This is a genomic window from Streptomyces sp. CNT372 (assembly GCF_000377145.1).
In genome coordinates this window covers 295,087-311,339 of sequence record NZ_KB897782.1, presented here as the reverse complement: position 1 = coordinate 311,339, position 16,253 = coordinate 295,087, and the positions used below count along the sequence as shown (strand labels likewise).

Sequence of the window (16,253 nt, the reverse complement as noted above, 5' to 3'; positions counted from 1 at the left end):
GGATGATCCAAAGGGGGCTGCCAGAGCGGGACTTGGCAGGACTTCGAGAAGCTCGGAAAGGTGGCGTTCTCGATGGCGAACGAGGCCGGCGTCGATGTCACAGGGGCTCAGGGGCCCCTGGGCCTGGTCGGTGCCGCGCGTGCCGTCGCCCGTGGCAAGCGGCTGCGCCGGCTCTCCGCCGAGCGCTCCACCGCCTCGTGGAACGCTCCGCTGCGGCCCTCCGGCCCGATCCCGCCGTCCGCCCCGGCCCGCCGGCCCGTGCCCGTCCGCCCTTCCGGCCCGGTCCCCCCGCGCACTCCCGCACACCCGGCACGACCCACCCCTTCGGCCGCTCCCGAGGGGCCGGCGCTGCCCCAGGCGCCCGCCGGACCGGCCACTCACGCGGACCCTGCTACGCGCGCCTACCTGCGGGATTACGCCGCCCTGATGGACGCCGTGCCGCTGCCCTCGGTGCTGTTCGACCGCCGCTGGGACGTCCTGCACACGAACCCGGCCTACGACCACCTCTTCCGCGGGGTCGGCCCCCACCCCTCGGCCATGCCCCAGCAGAACTTCCTCCGCTTCGTGCTCTTCCACCCCGACGCCCCGGTGGTGCTCGCCGAGCACGAGACGAGCTGGTGCCTGCCGCTGATGGCCCAGCTCGCGGCCGCGCTGGAGGCCGAGGGCCAGGAGGAGGGCGACGAGCGGCTGATGGCCGTCCGCGACGACATCGCCCTCGACCCGATCATGGACGCCGCCTACCGCTGCGGACTCCCGCTCTGGGTGAGCGCGGTGGGCGCGGACGGCATCCACCACGACGGCGCCGTGCGCCCGGTGTTCCACCCGGACCCCCGCTGGGGCCGCACGGACTGCCGGATCGTGGACGAGACCCCGGCCCGCCTCCAGGAGAGCGGCTGCACCCGCATCACCTTCGTCCTCCGCGAGAACCGGAGCGCCGCTCCGGGTGTGCGCCACGGAAAGGCACATCTCAGGGCCGTCTCCGGCGGCTGACCCCGGGTCCGGTCCGGGGCCGCCGCCAAGGCCCTTTCAGGTCGGACCGGACCCGGGGCGGCACGGCGTCGTAAGCATCCGCGCCTCGTCCCGCATCTCCGTCCGCACGTACCTGCTCCTGCGGCGCGCCGCCGACTGCCCCCTCACCGACCTCGCACTCCTCGTCCTCACCGCAGCCGGGACCGTCCTGTGATCTCCGCGAGCCGTACATGAAGCCCCGCTCCCCGGAGTCCGCCCCGGGGAGCGGGGCTTTCGTCGTCTCCCACGGGCCCCTGTGCGGTCAGCGTTTGATGCGCCCTCGGACCGCGAGGACGGCGAGGGCGAGGAGCGCGGGTTCGAGGAGGCGTGAGGTCATCTCGATGTACGTGCCGGCGGTCGTGAGGTCCTGCACGGTCGTGACCCGGTACAGCAACGCGTTCGGGGCAGCGGCGGGCGTCGCCCGGCGCCGGCAGGCGCGTTGACGCCTCCGCGCGTCGTGGTGTCAGCGCATCGCGGCGACGGCCCACTCCGCGACCACCGCCACGGCCACGCCGATGCCGAGGACCAGGGTCGCCCAGCGGGTGCGTCCGGCCCGGCTGAGGACCAGCGCGGTGCCCGAGAGGATCAGGGCCATTCCGTAGAAGCCGAGGGTGAGCACCGAGTGGGTGCTCCCGAGCCGGAGGACCAGGACCGCGCCGACGGCGATCATGATGGCCGCCGAGAGGGCTGTCCGGACGTGGCGCGCCTGGCGCGGCGTAAGCCCCTCGCGTCCGGGACCCGCATTCGCTTCTGACATGCCGAAAGCCTATCCGGCCGGTGCCCGGCGCGTCCCGCCCGAAGGGATCACCGTCCAGAAACGATCACCGCCCGGGAACGGGCCTCGGGCGGAAGCGATCACCGCCCCGAAACGATCATCATCGAGAAACGACCACCGCCCGGAAACGGGCCCGGGCGGATCGCCGCCGGACCGGACCGGGTGCGCGGATCAGTGCGCCGGGCCGGAGGCGCCGACCGGCCAGCGGGGCAGTGTTCCGGTCAGCTGGCAGGCCATCAGGTAGAGCGGGATCGGCGGGGTGTAGGGGCTGTCGCCCTCGGGGGAGCGGATCAGCCGGGGGGCGACCGCCGGCACCCGGGCGCCCGGCGCGTAGTGGGCGGGCAGCGGCCACAGCAGGCCGAGGTCGGACTCGGCGGGGACGATCCACCACCACCAGTCGCTGTCCGCGAAGACGCAGCCGCCGGGCGGGAGTCGCCCGAGCAGCCGCATGCCGTAGCGCGCGGGGACGCCGACGGCGTCGCAACCGAGGTTGGCGACCAGGGTGTTCGGGAGGTCGAGCCGGGTGAGGCGGGGCTCTGTCCGCTCGTAACGGCGCACGGGCGCGGGCTGCGCCCAGGGCCGTACCGAGGGGTGGGGCGGGCGGCCGGAGCGGTGGCCGTCGCGGCCGGGGGCGAACAGTGCGGCGAGGTGCCTCAGCACGGCCATTCCGCTTCGAGCACACCCGTGCCCAGGGGGTCGGAAACCGTTGGGCCCAGGGGCAGTTCGGCCCACACCGCCCGCCCCGCACCGTGCTCCCGGTCGCAGGTGCCCCAGGCGCTGCTGACCGCCTCGACGAGCAGCAGCCCGCGCCCGCGTTCCTCCTCGATGCCGTGGCAGACCCGTGGCCCGCTCGCACCGGCGCCCTGGTCCTGGACGGTCACGCGCAAGTGGGCTGCGACCAGGTGGAGTTGGACGGAGACAAGGCGGCCGCCGGTGTGCACCACCGCGTTGGTCACCAGCTCGGAGACGACGAGGAGGGCCGTGTCTCGGGTGTCACCGCCGAGGCACCACAGGTCGAGCCGGTCGCTCACCAGCCGTCTGGCCCGGGACACGGATTCGACGCGCGCGGGCACCTCGAAGCCGTACCGGGAGGCGTCGGGGTCAGGACTCGCGTCCAGGAGGGGGGTGGTGAGCGCGTCACGGTTCACACGACTAGTCTCCCGCTGCACCAGTCACCTTGACAAGGCCCACTCTGAAAAATCCAGAGTGGAGATATTCATCGTTGCGCGGCCATGGCACACTGCTCGCAGCAGAGCGCGTGTGGGGAGGAATCCAGTGAGCGAACCCCGGTCCGCCCCCACGGTGGGTCAGGTGGTCCTCGGGCGTCGCCTTCAGGACCTGCGCGAACGCGCGGGGATGAAGCGCGAGGAGGCGGCGAAGGTCCTGCGGGTCGCACCCGGCACCATCCGCAGGATGGAGACGGCCGAGGTCGCGCTCAAGATCCCCTACGTCCAACTGCTCCTCGGCGCCTACGGCATCGCGGAGGACGAGGCCCGCGGCTTCGTGGAGCTGGCCGAGGAGGCCAACAAGCCCGGCTGGTGGCAGCGCTTCCACGACGTGCTGCCGGGCTGGTTCAGCATGTACGTCAGTCTGGAGGGGGCCGCGAGCCTCATCCGTGCGTATGAACCCCAGTTCGTCCCCGGTCTGCTCCAGACCGAGGACTACGCGCGGGCGATCATGTACGGCGGGGCCATCGGGCACACCGACCCGGACGACGTGGAGCGGCATGTCGCCCTGCGGATGGAGCGCCAGGCCCTCCTCACCCGCCCCGACGCCCCCAGGCTCTGGGTGATCATGGACGAGACCGTCCTCCGCCGACCGGTGGGCGGTCCCGGGGTGATGCGGGCCCAGGCCGAGCGGCTGCTCGACAGCATGCGGCTGCCCCATGTCACCCTCCAGATCGCGGAGTTCGCCAGCGGACACCACCCCGGCACGTACGGCCCGTTCGTGCTGTTCCGGTTCTCGGTCCCCGAACTCCCGGACATGGTCTACAGCGAGTACCTGACCGGTGCCGTCTACCTGGACGCGCGCCCCGAGGTCGCCACGCACCTGGAGGTGATGGACCGCATGGCCGCGCAGGCCGCCACGGCCCAACGGACGAAGGAGATCCTCAACGATCTCCGCAAGGAGGGGTGAATGACCCATATATACAACGGAATGCCCGCCGCGGAGCTGGGCGAGGACGGCTGGCACAAACCCTGGAGCGGCGGAAACGGGGGCAACTGCGTCGAGACCATGAAGCTCGCCGACGGGCGCGTGGCCGTCAGGCAGTCCGCCGACCCGGACGGGCCCGCGCTCATCTACACCCACCACGAGATCGCCGCGTTCATCCAGGGGGCGAAGTCCGGCAAGGCGGACTTCCTGGTGAGCTGAGCTGCTGCCGCGGGGGAAGCAGGATCAGGGAGCACGTCACCGCCGGCTCACGAGCTGACGCACACGCGTCCGTCATGCCCTTGGGGCGGCTCGGCGCGGTCGCGTCACGCAGGTGACAGGTGTGGTCACAGGAACCCCTGTGACCGGTGCTCAGTGTACGCGCACGATCAACGCATAGTAAAGCGGAGGGCGTTGACGCACTCCGCCCACCGGGCGGTGGTCCGTTCCCCGGAACGGACCACCGCCCCCGCGCACATCCGGTCCGGGCGGGCGCTCAGTTGCCCGTCAGATACGCCAGCCCCGGATGCGCCGCCCGGTAGGCGTCCACCAGCCGCCGGGCGACGGTGACCGAGTCCACCAGCGGGTGCAGCGCGAACGCCTTCACCGCCGCGGAGAGCGAAGCGCCGTCCGCCGCATCCAGGACCGCGCGTTCCACCGCCTTCACCGCCGTCACCAGGCCCGCCGCGTGGTCCGGCAGCGGGTCCGCGGCGAGCGGACGGGCACCGTTCGCGTCGACCAGGCACGGCAGCTCGACCACCGCGTCGGCGTCCAGTCCGGGGAGGGCGCCCCGGTTGCGGACGTCCAGGATCAGCGTGGCGCGCTCGTCGCGGGCGACCGCGCGCATCAGGGCGAGGGCGACCTTCTCGTAGCCGCCGGACTCCAGGTCATCCCCGGTCCGCTCACCGGCGCCGGCGGCCTCCCGGTTGGCGGCCATATAGGTGGCCTCGCGTTCGGCCAGGGTGCCCCGCCAGGCGTCCAGCGCGCCGGGGCCGGGGCGCAGTGCGCGGCGGTAGAAGCCGGCCTGCTGGTCGAGGAGGAAGCCGCCGCGGGTCTGGTCCGCCGCCCGGTATGCGGCCACCGTCTCCCGGTTGAAGTAGTAGTAGTGCAGATACTCGTTGGGGATCGCGCCCAGGACGCGGAGCCACTGCGCGCCGAAGAGCCGGCCCTCCTCGAAGGACTCCAGCGCGGCCGGGTCCGCGAGCAGCCCGGGCAGCAGGTCCCGCCCGTCCGCGTGGACCGCGCGCACCCAGCCGAGGTGGTTGAGCCCCGCGTAGTCGACCCGGGCCGTGGCCGGGTCGGCGCCCGCCGCCCGCGCCACCCGCCGCGCCAGCCCGACGGGGGAGTCGCAGATGCCGATCACCCGGTCGCCCAGCACCCGGCTCATCGCCTCGGTCACCAGCCCGGCCGGGTTGGTGAAGTTGATGACCCAGGCGTCCGGGGCCAGTTCCGCGACCCGCCGGGCGATCTCCATGGCGACCGGCACCGTCCGCAGCCCGTACGCGATCCCGCCCGCGCCGACCGTCTCCTGCCCGAGGACGCCCTCCGCCAGCGCGATCCGCTCGTCCGCCGCCCGCCCCGCCAGGCCACCGACCCGGATCGCGGAGAACACGAAGTCCGCGCCGCGCACCGCCCCCGCCAGGTCCCGGCCGGCCGTCACCCGCGGGGCGTCCGGATGCCCGGCCGCCTGCTCCGCCAGCACCCGGGTCACCGCGGTCAGCCGGTCCGCGTCCACGTCGTGCAGGGCCACCTCGGTGATCCGGCCCTCCGCCCGGTCCGCCAGCAGCGCCCCGTACACCAGGGGGACCCGGAAACCGCCGCCGCCGAGAATCGTGAGCTTCATGTCCGCCACCGTACGGGGTGATGGCGCGCCTGCGGCGCGGGAAGATGGACCCATGGCACCACGCATCAGACGCCCCGGGCGCACCGACGCCCCCGCCCTCACCGCCGAGTCGCCCTGCCCGTGCGGTCTCTCCGCCCCCTATGGAGAGTGCTGCGGGCGCTTCCACGCGGGCGGGCTGTCCGCGCCCACCGCCGAGCTGCTGATGCGCTCCCGCTACAGCGCCTTCGTGGCCCAGGACGCCGGCTACCTGCTGCGGACCTGGCACTCCTCGACCCGGCCCCGCCATCTCGACCTGGACGAGGGCATGCGCTGGCTGGGCCTGGAGATCACCGACACGGCCGACGGCAGCGCCTTCCACACCCATGGCACGGTCACCTTCCGGGCCCGCTACCGGCACCACGGAAAGCGCGGTGAACTCCACGAACGCAGCGAGTTCGGCCGGGAGAACGGTGCGTGGGTGTACGTCGACGGCACCTTCGTCGACTGAGCAGGGCCCACCGGGCGGGCGAAGGCGGGCAGGCGGGCGAAGGCACGTAGGGCATGTGAAGGCATGCGAAGAGGCCGCCCCCGATGCGGGGGACGGCCTCCGTTACCGCTGCCGCCCGGGCTGCCCGCGCTTCACCAGCCCCGGCCCGGGCGCACGGTCAGCCCGGGGTTCCAGGCGGCGAGGACCTTGTTCGCACGGGCCAGCGCGGAGAGCGCGTACTCGCGGTCGGCCCGGTCCTCGGTGCACAGCGGCCCCCGGAACCGGCCGACCTCGCGCGCGGCGCACTCGGCCTCGATCTCGGCGTTCAGGACGTGCGGAGGCATGCAGGAGCCGATGAGCACGGCGACCCGGTCGGGAATGGGGACCGGGACGAGATCGGAGGCGGTCACTCTGTAGTCCTTCTCTGCTTTCTGCGGCGGGGACCGTCGGTCGGTCGGCCCCCTCCCTCCAGGACCACCGGACGACCTGCCGGGTTCCGTGGCGGGAGTGTGTTCTGCGCGGCCCCCGTCACCGGCGGCACCGCCGACACACTTTATGCGAACGCCGCCGACGCACCCCAATCGATCGTGGTCCGCGCGGAGTGACCCCGGTCACGGCGCACCGCGCCCGCGCCGCCGCCGCTCCCGCCCGTCAACGCCCCTTTTCTGCAGGCGAGTTGCCGCCTCGGCAGCGCTCACCGCTCCGGCGGCGCCAGCACCTCGGCCAGGTCGTACCGGACCGGCTCCTCCAGCTGCGCGTAGGTGCAGCTCGCCGGCTCGCGGTCCGGACGCCAGCGGCGGAACTGCGCGGTGTGCCGGAACCGGTCCCCCTCCATGTGGTCGTACGCCACCTCCAGCACCCGCTCCGGCCGCAGCGGCACCCACGACAGGTCCTTCTTGCCCGACCACCGGCTCGGCGCCCCCGGCATCCGGGAGGACTCGTGAGCCGCCTCCTCCGCCCAGCGCCCCCACGGGTGCGCGGACACGTCGTCGAGCCGCAGCGGCTCCAGCTCCCCGATCAGCTCCTCGCGCCGCCGCATCGGGAACGCGGCGCACACCCCGACGTGCTGAAGGACCCCCGAGCCGTCGTACAGCCCCAGCAGCAGCGAGCCCAGGACCGGGCCGCTCTTGTGGAAGCGGTACCCGGCGACCACCACGTCCGCCGTCCGCTCGTGCTTGATCTTGTACATCAGCCGGGCGTCCGGACGGTACGGCAGATCCAGCGGCTTCGCCACGATCCCGTCCAGCCCCGCCCCCTCGTAACGGTCGAACCACTCCCCGGCCAGCGCCGCGTCCTCGGTGGCCGGCGCCAGGTGGAGGGGCGGCCGGGCGTTCGCCAGGACCTCGGTCAGACGCTCCCGCCGCGCCCGCTGCGGGACGTCGAGCAGGGACTCGTCACCGAGGGCCAGCACGTCGAAGGCGACGAAGGACGCCGGGGTGCGCTCGGCCAGCATCCGGACCCGGGAGTCGGCGGGGTGGATGCGCTCGGTCAGCCGGTCGAAGTCCAGCCGCCCCTCGTGCGCGATCACGATCTCCCCGTCCAGCACGCAGCGCTCGGGCAGCTGCTCCCGCGCCAGCTCCACCAGCTCGGGAAAGTACCTGGTCAGCGGCTTGCCGGTACGCGAGCCAAGGACGACCTCGTCCCCGTCGCGGTGCACGATCGCACGGAAGCCGTCCCACTTGGCCTCGTACTGCATCCCGGGCGGGATCTTCTTCACGGACTTCGCCAGCATCGGCTTCACCGGGGGCATCACGGGCAGATCCATGCGCCGATTGTCCGGTATGCGACCCGGCTCGGCGCGGCCTACGCTGCGGGCATGGCCAAAGCCGACGCCGTGGAACTCGAAGTGGGGGAGCGGACCGTCCGGGTGTCCAACCCTGACAAGGTCTACTTTCCCGGGCCGGGCTACACCAAGCTGGACATGGTCCGCTACTACCTCGCCGTCGGCGACGGCATCACCCGGGCCCTGCGCGACCGGCCGACGACCCTGGAGCGCTACCCCGACGGAGTGACCGGCGAGTCCTTCTTCCAGAAGCGGGTCCCGAAGTACCTCCCCGACTGGATCCCCACCGCGCACATCACCTTCCCCTCCGGCCGCTCCGCCGACGAGATGTGCCCGGTCGAGCCGGCCGCCGTGATCTGGGCCGCCAACCTCGGCGCGGTCACCTTCCACCCCTGGCCGGTCCGCCGCGAGGACACCGACCACCCCGACGAACTGCGGCTCGACCTCGACCCGCAGCCCGGCACCGACTACACCGACGCGGTGCGCGCCGCCCATGTCCTGCGCGAGGTCCTCGACGAGTCGGGCCTGCGCGGCTGGCCCAAGACCTCCGGCGGACGCGGACTGCACGTCTTCGTCCCGATCGAGCCGAAGTGGACCTTCACCCAGGTCCGCCGCGCCGCCATCGCCTGCGGCCGGCAGCTGGAGCGCCGGATGCCGGACCGGGTCACCATCAAGTGGTGGAAGGAGGAGCGCGGCGAGCGGATCTTCCTCGACTACAACCAGACCGCCCGCGACCGCACCATCGCCTCCGCCTACTCCGTCCGCCCCCGCGCGAACGCGCCCGTCTCGGCCCCGCTGCGCTGGGAGGAGGTCGACGACGCCCGGCCGCAGGACTTCGACATCCGGACCATGCCCGGGCGCTACGCCGAGGCGGGCGACGTCCACGCGGACATGGACGACCATCGCTTCAGCCTGGAGTCCCTGCTGGAACTGGCCCGCAAGGACGAGGCGGACCATGGGCTGGGCGACCTGCCCTATCCGCCCGAGTACCCGAAGATGCCCGGGGAGCCGAAGCGGGTCCAGCCCAGCCGGGCGCGGAAGACGGACGACGGGAAGCCATAGCGCTCATGGCGCCGGCGCCGCCCGCCCGCCCGCTCGAACGAACGAACGACGGCCCGTCCCCCTGCCAGGAGGGGGGACGGGCCGCCGCGCGCCGTGCCGGGGGAGCGGGGCTCAGAGCTCCTTCACCCGGATGTTCCGGTACGAGATCACATCGGTGGTCCCGTGGACCTGGAGGCCGATGTAGCCGGCGGCGTAGCGCCGGCCGTCGGAGCCCGGGTCGCCCGACCGGGGCGGCTGGAAGACCTGGCCGCCCGTGTTGTCGAACTCGTTGATCAGCCTGCCGTTGCGGAAGACCGAGTAGTGCTGGCCCTCCACCCGGATCTCGTAGTCGTTCCAGGTGCCCTTGGGGGTCACCCCGGCGCCCGCGAGACCGACCCGGTCGAAGCCGTAGACCGAGCCCGTCTTGTACATGTCGCCGTCCGGCCGGTCGAGGATCTGCACCTCATGGCCGTACTTGATGGCGACCCACTCCGGACGGGACTCCTCCGGGTTGTCGTGGACGTACGGGAAGCGCACGAAGACACCGCCGTTGGCGTTGCCGCCGCCCGGGGCGTCGTCCCGCCACTGGAGCTTCAGCGAGAAGTTCCCGTAGCGCTGCCGGGGGAACCACAGCATGCCCATGCCCGGGACGGTGGTGCTGCTGGTCATCGCGCCGTCGGCGCTCAGCCCGAACTGCCCGCCGCCCACGTGCTGCCACTGGGCGAACGTCTTCGCGGTGCCGTCGAACAGATCGCGGTAACCCTCGGTCCGGCCCGGCTTGCCGATGCCCGACTGCTTGGCCGCGCGGTAGATCTTCCGGTGCTCCCGCTCGTCGATCACACCGTCCGTGAGCAGCCCGTCGAGGACCGAGTCGACGTGCTTGAGGAAGAGCGCGTGCGACGACCACGCCTTCTCGTCCTCGATCAGCTCGTTGACCGTGCAGCGGCGGTTGGTCATCCGGTTGGGGACGCCGGTGTCGACCTCGCCGACGATCACCGTCGTCCGCTCGTCGAACTCCGGGCAGCCGGGCGCGGGCACCCCGCCGCCCTCGGCCACGGTGAACGAGGCCTTCTTCGCCTCGGAGGTGTTGCCCGCCTTGTCCGTGGCCCGGTACAGCACCGTGTGGTAGCCGACCCGGTCCACGATCACCGGGGCGGTGTACGTGAGGTAGGGGCCGCTGTCGAGGGAGTACTCGATCCGCTCCACGCCCGACTCGGCGTCGGTGGCCGAGACGGTCACGGTGGCGCCGGTGACGTAGGCGCCGTCGGAGTTCCTGGCTCCGGTGACCGAGACCCCGGTGACCGGGGCCGCCTTGTCCTCGGCCGGCGGCTCCACGATCTCGAACGCGGCCTCCTTCACGGCCGCCGCGTTGCCCGCCTTGTCGGTGGCCCTGTAGCGGACGGAGTGCGCGCCGGTCTCGTGCACCATCACGGGCGCGGTGTAGTCCCGCCAGGCGCCGTCCCCGGTCGCGTACTGGATGGTGTTGACGCCCGAGCCGGTGTCCGAGGCGGTCACCGTGACGGTGGCCATGCCCAGGTAGCGGCCCTGCTCGTCCTGTTCGCCGGTCACGGTCGCCGAGGTCTCCGGCGGGGTGGTGTCGTCCGTCGGCGGCGGGGCGACCACGAAGTCGGTCTTCTTCTCGGCGGAGGTGTTGCCCGCCTTGTCGGTCGCCCGGTGGCGGAGGCTGTGCGTGCCGACCCGGTCGACGACGACCGGGGCGGTGTAGGGCTGCCAGTCCCCGTCCGGGCCGAGGGCGTACTCGATCTTCCCGACGCCCGAGCCGCCCTCGTCGGTGGCGTCCACGGTCACGGTCGCCTGGCCGACGTAGGCGCCGTCGGCGTTCTGGTCGCCGTCGACCCTCGCGGTCGTCTCGGGCGCAGTGGTGTCGTCACCGCCGCCGCCCTCCGTGACCGTCAGGATGCCCTGCATCGCGCCGTGGCCGGGGATCGTGCACTTGAAGAGGTAGCGGCCCGGGGTGAGCGTGACCTCGGCGGTGTGCCTGCCGCCCTCGGCGTCGCCCGGGTTGGCCAGGATGTTGAGCCGGACGTCGTTGTTGTACTCCGGGTCGGAGGTGTCGAAGGTCAGCGTGTGCGGCATGCCGGTGGTGTTGCCGGTGGCCGTGCTGTTCTCGAAGACGATGGTGGCCGTGCCGGCCGTCGCGGTGGTCGGGAAGGTGAGGTACCGGTCGATCGGGTCGCCGGCCGTCCAGGTCAGCACCTGGGCGGCCGCCGCCGGCCGGTCGTCGTCCGTCTTCCCGTACGCGGTGGCCGAGGTCAGGCCGACCACCATCGCCACCGCGGCGAGCAGGGCCGTCCACAGTCGCGCCGCCCTGCCCGGTGCCCGCGCCGCCGTGCGTCTCGGGCCCGCCGCGGGCCGGGTGCCCGTCGTGTGACATGGGGTCACTGTGCCGCCTTCCTCGCGAGCCGGTCGGCGGCCGGGGTCCCCCCGCCGCCCTGGTAGGTCACCCGCCAGAGCGCGGAGTCCTTGTCGGAGGTGAAGAAGCCGCGCCCGTAGTCCAGGACGTAGAGCGAGCCGTCGGGCGCGAACTTCCAGTCCATGAGGTTGCGGATACCGCCCTGCCCGACCGGGACGATCTTCTTCAGGGACTCGGCGTGCACGGGCAGCCCGCCCTCGCCCACCGTCCGGGGGTCGGTCAGCACCGCGTGGCGCGGCTGGTCGCCGTCGTAGAAGTCGCCGACGAACCACTTGCCGTCCCAGTACGCCGGCCACTTGACCGCCGACGCGCTGTTCGCGTCGTAGCGGTAGACCGGGCCGTTCATGGTCGCCTGGCCGCCGCCCCTGAGCCACGGCAGCAGCAGCTTCTGCTCCTCCTGCTTGTAGCTGGGGAGACCGTTCGCGTCACGCGGGTAGTCCACGCCGCCGCCCTGGGGCGAGTACCAGATGGTGTTGCCGGTCACCGGCGGCAGGTTGACCAGGCCGTCGTTGTTCGGCGACTCGTTCCTGGGCGCGTCGCAGTCGTACCAGCCCAGCGGCTTGCCCGGGTCCGGCAGATTCCGGTCCCGGTAGGGCTGCTTGTTGCCCATGCAGTACGGCCAGCCGTGGTTGCCCGCCCTGGTGATGGCGGCGAGGGTGTCGTACTTCGCCGGGCCCCAGGTGGTGGACGGCGCGCCGGCGTCCGGGCCGACCCAGCCCGCGTAGAGGATGTCGGTCTTCTTGTCGACGAAGATGCGCGCCGGGTTGCGCACGCCCATCACATAGATCTCTCCGCGTGTCCTGCCGCCGCCCTCCGCGGTCTCGTCCCCGGTGAAGAGGTTGCCCTCGGGCAGCGTGTAGGTCCCGTCGTCCTCGGGGTGGATGCGCAGGATCTTGCCGTTGAGGTTGTTGGTGTTGCCGGAGGTGCGGCGCGCGTCCGCGAAGGAGACGCCCCTGAAGTTCGGCTCCGGGTTGTTGCCCGAGTAACCGCTGCTGAATCCGGAGGAGTTGGTGTCACCGGTGGCGATGTAGAGGTTGCCCTGCGAGTCCCAGGACATCCCGCCGCCCGCGTGGCAGCAGCTGTGGATCTGCACCGGCCATGCGAGCAGCACCTTCTCGCTCGCCAGGTCCAGCCTGTTGGTGGCGGGATCGAGGGTGAAGCGGGAGACCCGGCGTTCGCCCATGTGCGCGTCGCGGTCGATCCGGGAGTGCGGGGTGTAGTGCAGATACACCCAGCCGTTGGTCATGAAGTCCGGGTCCAGCTCGATGCCGAGCAGACCCTCCTCGTTCTTGACGAGTTCGTCGCCGCCGCCCTTGTTGCCGAAGACGGTCAGCGCGCCGGCCTTGGTGACCTGCTTGGTCTCCGGGTCGTAGACGTGGATCTCGCCGTTCCCCTTGCCGACCGCCGGGTCGTTCCAGTCGGTGACCACGGGGACCCCGGCGGCGGCGCCCCCGCGCCCGATGTAGAGGATGCGGCCGTCGGGCGCCGCGACCAGGCCGTGCGGCTCGCCGATCTGGTCGCTCTGGCCGGGCTGGTTGGCCTTGGTGACCCGCTCCGCCGTGTAGTTGGCGTCGATGGTCGCCTTGCAGTCGGCCCGGGAGATCCGGGAGGTCCAGGCGAGGGCACCGCGCAGATGGTCGCGGAAGTCGGCCTCGTCGAAGCTGTCGGCCGTGCCGCCCATCGCCGTGTAGAAGGACCGGCCGCCGTCGTAGTCCCGGCACCAGGAGACCGGGTGGTCCCAGCCGTTGGGCCTGCCGGCGGGCTGGTAGGAAGCCTCGCGGACCCGGGCGACGGTGTGCACGGAACCGGACGGGTTCTTCTCCCAGTTGAACCACTTGTCGGGCCGCTTCCACTCCAGCGGCAGGGACTTGGTGGCCGGATGCACCCGGTCGCCGACCTCGACCACCGCGCGCTGCACGGAACTCGGCGCGCCGGTCGGACGGGCGCCGACCAGCCCCGTGAACCAGTCCGAGTACGGCTCGGTCCGGGCGGCGTCGTGGATTCCGAGGAAGCCGCCGCCGGCCTCCATGTACGCCTCCAGGCCGGCTTCCTGATCCGGGTCGAGGACATCCCCGCCGCCGGTCAGGAAGACGACCGCGTTGTAGCGGCCGAGCTTCCTGCCGTTGGTGAAGACGGCCGGGTCGTCGGTCGCCTCGGTCCGGAACCGTTCGGCCTGCGGGCCGCTCAGGCCGATGCTCTCGATGGCCGCGATCCCCGCGTTCACGGTCGGGGACTCGGCCGTCGCCGAACCGTGGAAGACCAGCACCCGGACGTTGGAACCGCCCGGCGGCGACGGGAGAGACAACGTTGTCGCCATCTCCCGTGCCGTCGGCCGGTCCGGTGGCGGATCAGGGAAAGGACGCGCCGAGGCGGGGTCGCCGCCCAGCAGGGACACGGTCAGGGCCCCGACGCCGAGCAGTGCGGCGGCGAAGCCCGTTCTCGATCTCGACCGGTGATGCGGTGCGCGCTGCATGTGGTCACCCACCCCTCTGTGGTCACACCTGTCAGCTCCGTGGTCACCACTGAGCTCTCTGGTCACAACGACAGCCGTTGAAGCTAGACCTCTTTTCCCGCTTCGCCAAGAGTTTCGACCGAAAGAGAACCAACTTTGTCCTGAGTGTGGATAAACGGCTGGGTGGCGGCTACCGTGTGGGCCGTCCCGGGGGCTTGACGCCCCGTCAGTCTCCGCAATGGACTGGAGAGTTCGACATGGACAGGCGCAGCTTCAACCGACGGCTGCTCGCGGGCGGAGCGGTGGCCGCGACCGGCGTGACATCGTTGTCTCTGTCAGCCTCCGGCGCGGCCCCGGCCGCAGCGGCGGCGGCACCGAGGACCGCCCCGGCGGGGGGCCAGGTGCGGCATCTGAGAATGTACGCGGAGAAGATGCCGGACGGTCAGATGGGATACGGCCTGGAAAAGGGGAAACCGGCCATCCCCGGTCCGCTGATCGAACTCAACGAGGGCGACACGATCCACATCGAGTTCGAGAACCTGATGGACGTGCCCGTCAGCCTCCACCCGCACGGGGTGGACTACGACATCGACAACGACGGCACCAGGATGAGCCGCAGCCATGTCGAACCGGGCGCCACCCGCACGTACACCTGGCGCACCCACGCGCCGGGCCGCCGCGCCGACGGGACCTGGCGGCCCGGCAGCGCGGGCTACTGGCACTACCACGACCATGTGGTGGGCACCGACCACGGCACCGGCGGCATCCGCAAGGGGCTGTACGGTCCCATGGTGGTCAGGAGGAAGGGTGACATCCTGCCGGACAAGCAGTTCACCATCGTCTTCAACGACATGCTGATCAACAACCGCCCGGCCGCCGACCCGCCCGACTTCGAGGCCACGGTGGGCGATCGCGTCGAGATCATCATGATCACGCACGGCGAGTACTACCACACCTTCCACATGCACGGTCACCGCTGGGCCGACAACCGGACCGGTCTGCTCTCCGGACCGGACGACGTCTCCCGCGTCATCGACAACAAGATCACCGGCCCGGCCGACTCCTTCGGCTTCCAGATCATCGCGGGCGAGCACGTGGGGGCGGGCGCGTGGATGTACCACTGCCACGTCCAGAGCCACTCCGACATGGGGATGGCGGGGCTCTTCCTCGTCGCCAAACCGGACGGCACGGTGCCGGGGCACGACGGAGGGGGGCACCACGGGGCGGCGAAGCCGTCGTGGGAGCGGCCGTCCGAGTCCGCCTCGAAGTCGTCGTCCGGGGGCGGGGAGCACGCGGGGCACTGACGTCGGGGCGGGGCCGGGAGGGCGGGCTCGCGCGCGGCGGCACCGTGATGTCCACCGGTCATGTGGGAGCGGGCAGGCGGGAGCCGGTCAGCACCCGCGTCCCACGTGGGCCTACGACGGCCGTTCCCTGTCCTACGAGTCCCACCTGCTGCCGCCCGGCCCGGAGGCCGGGCCCGGTCCACCCAACTATCCGGTCAGTTGGGCCCGAAACCTCCCGCCCGCGCCAGGTGCGGTGCCAGCATGGCGGTGCACACGGGCGACGCGACGAGGAGTGGCCGGCATGGGGTGGACGGTGGAGGAGTTCGGGGACGCGCATTCCGGATACGCGGGCGCGGTGCTGGCGGACGGCAGTGAGCCGAAGCCGGTGTACTTCGACATCGGGAGCGGGGCGTCGATGCCGTCGACGCTGGAATGGTGGGCGTACAGCGGCCAGTACGGGCGGCCGACCGCGGTGGGCTTCCGCGGGGCGTGCTCCTGCGGCTGGCGCGGCCCGGCCCACCCGATCGACTGGCCCGCCCTGAACGCCGCCGGCGTGGACCTGATGGACGCCGACACGGCCGCCGCGTCCGACGACTGGGACGGCCACATCGAGGCGGTCGAGCGGCAGACGGTCCCGCTGCCCGACGACGTGAGCGACCTGATCGACCGGCTCCGCTCCCGCCTGGACACCCTGGCCGACGACCACCCGGCCGCCGCCCTGCGCGCGGCCGCCGCGATCGAGCGCCTGGCCGCCGACACCGGCCGCGCCGCCGCCTTCGGTATCGACGTCGACCCCGACGCGGACGCCGACTGGGCCGAGGACCTGGCCCGGGACCTCGGCACCAGCCCCTCCCAGGCCCGCTCCCGCCTCCGCCGCTACGCCCTCGGCCTCTGAGTCGCGCGCGCTCCGGGCGTTTTGGCCCGCATCCCTCACCGGGGCCCCGCGCCCCGGGGCGCGGGTGGTCCTCCCTGCGGGCGGACCACCCACACACTCGCGCCCGCGTTTGCCGCACGCTG

The 16,253-nt window shown here is 72.4% G+C and carries 15 protein-coding genes; 7 read left to right on the top strand and 8 right to left on the bottom strand.

Going from position 1 to position 16,253, the window contains the following annotated elements; genetic code table 11:
- Positions 1-72: 72 nt before the first annotated feature.
- Positions 73-990, top strand: a complete 918-nt coding sequence (locus C593_RS0116510) for an MmyB family transcriptional regulator (protein ID WP_018848410.1) — start codon at positions 73-75, stop codon at positions 988-990.
- Positions 991-1,471: 481 nt separating this feature from the next.
- On the opposite strand, the gene C593_RS0116500 is transcribed toward C593_RS0116510, so the two are convergent.
- The 3 genes from C593_RS0116500 to C593_RS29895 form a co-directional block, all read right to left on the bottom strand.
- A complete protein-coding gene (locus C593_RS0116500; protein ID WP_026277756.1) occupies positions 1,472-1,765 on the bottom strand; it encodes a hypothetical protein in 294 nt (97 codons plus the stop codon).
- A gap of 189 nt (positions 1,766-1,954) precedes the next feature.
- Entirely contained in the window at positions 1,955-2,341 is a 387-nt protein-coding gene (locus tag C593_RS29900) for a hypothetical protein (RefSeq protein ID WP_037746118.1), read from the bottom strand.
- Positions 2,342-2,436: 95 nt separating this feature from the next.
- Entirely contained in the window at positions 2,437-2,931 is a 495-nt protein-coding gene (locus tag C593_RS29895) for an ATP-binding protein (protein ID WP_018848406.1), read from the bottom strand.
- Between the two features lie 127 nt (positions 2,932-3,058).
- On the opposite strand from C593_RS29895, the gene C593_RS0116485 reads away from it, so the two are divergent.
- Positions 3,059-3,919, top strand: a complete 861-nt coding sequence (locus C593_RS0116485) for a Scr1 family TA system antitoxin-like transcriptional regulator (protein ID WP_018848405.1) — start codon at positions 3,059-3,061, stop codon at positions 3,917-3,919.
- A complete protein-coding gene (locus tag C593_RS0116480; protein WP_026277755.1) occupies positions 3,920-4,156 on the top strand; it encodes a DUF397 domain-containing protein in 237 nt (78 codons plus the stop codon).
- Between the two features lie 274 nt (positions 4,157-4,430).
- On the opposite strand, the gene C593_RS0116475 is transcribed toward C593_RS0116480, so the two are convergent.
- Positions 4,431-5,777, bottom strand: a complete 1,347-nt coding sequence (locus tag C593_RS0116475; protein WP_018848403.1) for a 6-phospho-beta-glucosidase — start codon at positions 5,775-5,777, stop codon at positions 4,431-4,433.
- Between the two features lie 52 nt (positions 5,778-5,829).
- Here C593_RS0116475 and C593_RS0116470 point away from each other — a divergent pair, with 52 nt between their 5' ends.
- The gene (locus tag C593_RS0116470; RefSeq protein WP_018848402.1) at positions 5,830-6,264 is read left to right on the top strand and encodes a YchJ family protein; all 435 of its coding nucleotides are present in this window, start codon (positions 5,830-5,832) and stop codon (positions 6,262-6,264) included.
- Between the two features lie 131 nt (positions 6,265-6,395).
- On the opposite strand, the gene C593_RS0116465 is transcribed toward C593_RS0116470, so the two are convergent.
- Both C593_RS0116465 and C593_RS0116455 read right to left on the bottom strand, forming a co-directional pair.
- Positions 6,396-6,653: a hypothetical protein gene (locus C593_RS0116465; protein WP_018848401.1), complete on the bottom strand. Its 258-nt coding sequence runs from the start codon at positions 6,651-6,653 to the stop codon at positions 6,396-6,398.
- Positions 6,654-6,937: 284 nt separating this feature from the next.
- Positions 6,938-8,008 carry an ATP-dependent DNA ligase gene (locus C593_RS0116455; RefSeq protein ID WP_018848400.1) on the bottom strand — a complete coding sequence of 357 codons (1,071 nt, stop codon included), beginning with the start codon at positions 8,006-8,008 and terminating at the stop codon, positions 6,938-6,940.
- Between the two features lie 51 nt (positions 8,009-8,059).
- Here C593_RS0116455 and ligD point away from each other — a divergent pair, with 51 nt between their 5' ends.
- Complete coding sequence (gene ligD, locus C593_RS0116450; RefSeq protein ID WP_018848399.1) at positions 8,060-9,088, top strand: non-homologous end-joining DNA ligase; 1,029 nt, start codon at positions 8,060-8,062, stop codon at positions 9,086-9,088.
- Between the two features lie 111 nt (positions 9,089-9,199).
- Here ligD and C593_RS0116445 read toward each other — a convergent pair whose 3' ends face one another.
- Positions 9,200-11,356: an OmpL47-type beta-barrel domain-containing protein gene (locus C593_RS0116445; RefSeq protein WP_018848398.1), complete on the bottom strand. Its 2,157-nt coding sequence runs from the start codon at positions 11,354-11,356 to the stop codon at positions 9,200-9,202.
- A 110-nt stretch (positions 11,357-11,466) separates the two neighbouring features.
- Positions 11,467-13,974 (bottom strand): ThuA domain-containing protein, encoded by a 2,508-nt coding sequence (locus tag C593_RS0116440; RefSeq protein WP_078521615.1) that lies wholly within the window; start codon positions 13,972-13,974, stop codon positions 11,467-11,469.
- 236 nt (positions 13,975-14,210) lie between these two features.
- On the opposite strand from C593_RS0116440, the gene C593_RS0116435 reads away from it, so the two are divergent.
- Together C593_RS0116435 and C593_RS0116430 are read left to right on the top strand one after the other, a co-directional pair.
- Positions 14,211-15,257: a multicopper oxidase domain-containing protein gene (locus C593_RS0116435; RefSeq protein ID WP_037745982.1), complete on the top strand. Its 1,047-nt coding sequence runs from the start codon at positions 14,211-14,213 to the stop codon at positions 15,255-15,257.
- A 280-nt stretch (positions 15,258-15,537) separates the two neighbouring features.
- Complete coding sequence (locus C593_RS0116430) at positions 15,538-16,131, top strand: hypothetical protein (protein WP_018848395.1); 594 nt, start codon at positions 15,538-15,540, stop codon at positions 16,129-16,131.
- The last annotated feature ends 122 nt before the right edge of the window (positions 16,132-16,253 follow it).

Coding starts and splice junctions, on each gene's coding strand:
- C593_RS0116510 (WP_018848410.1), top strand. CDS start 73: ATGGCGAACGAGGCCGGCGTCGATGTCACAGGGGCTCAGGGGCCCCTG.
- C593_RS0116500 (WP_026277756.1), bottom strand. CDS start 1,765: ATGTCAGAAGCGAATGCGGGTCCCGGACGCGAGGGGCTTACGCCGCGC.
- C593_RS0116480 (WP_026277755.1), top strand. CDS start 3,920: ATGACCCATATATACAACGGAATGCCCGCCGCGGAGCTGGGCGAGGAC.
- C593_RS0116475 (WP_018848403.1), bottom strand. CDS start 5,777: ATGAAGCTCACGATTCTCGGCGGCGGCGGTTTCCGGGTCCCCCTGGTG.
- C593_RS0116470 (WP_018848402.1), top strand. CDS start 5,830: ATGGCACCACGCATCAGACGCCCCGGGCGCACCGACGCCCCCGCCCTC.
- C593_RS0116455 (WP_018848400.1), bottom strand. CDS start 8,008: ATGGATCTGCCCGTGATGCCCCCGGTGAAGCCGATGCTGGCGAAGTCC.
- ligD (WP_018848399.1), top strand. CDS start 8,060: ATGGCCAAAGCCGACGCCGTGGAACTCGAAGTGGGGGAGCGGACCGTC.
- C593_RS0116445 (WP_018848398.1), bottom strand. CDS start 11,356: ATGGTGGTCGGCCTGACCTCGGCCACCGCGTACGGGAAGACGGACGAC.
- C593_RS0116440 (WP_078521615.1), bottom strand. CDS start 13,974: ATGCAGCGCGCACCGCATCACCGGTCGAGATCGAGAACGGGCTTCGCC.
- C593_RS0116435 (WP_037745982.1), top strand. CDS start 14,211: ATGGACAGGCGCAGCTTCAACCGACGGCTGCTCGCGGGCGGAGCGGTG.
- C593_RS0116430 (WP_018848395.1), top strand. CDS start 15,538: ATGGGGTGGACGGTGGAGGAGTTCGGGGACGCGCATTCCGGATACGCG.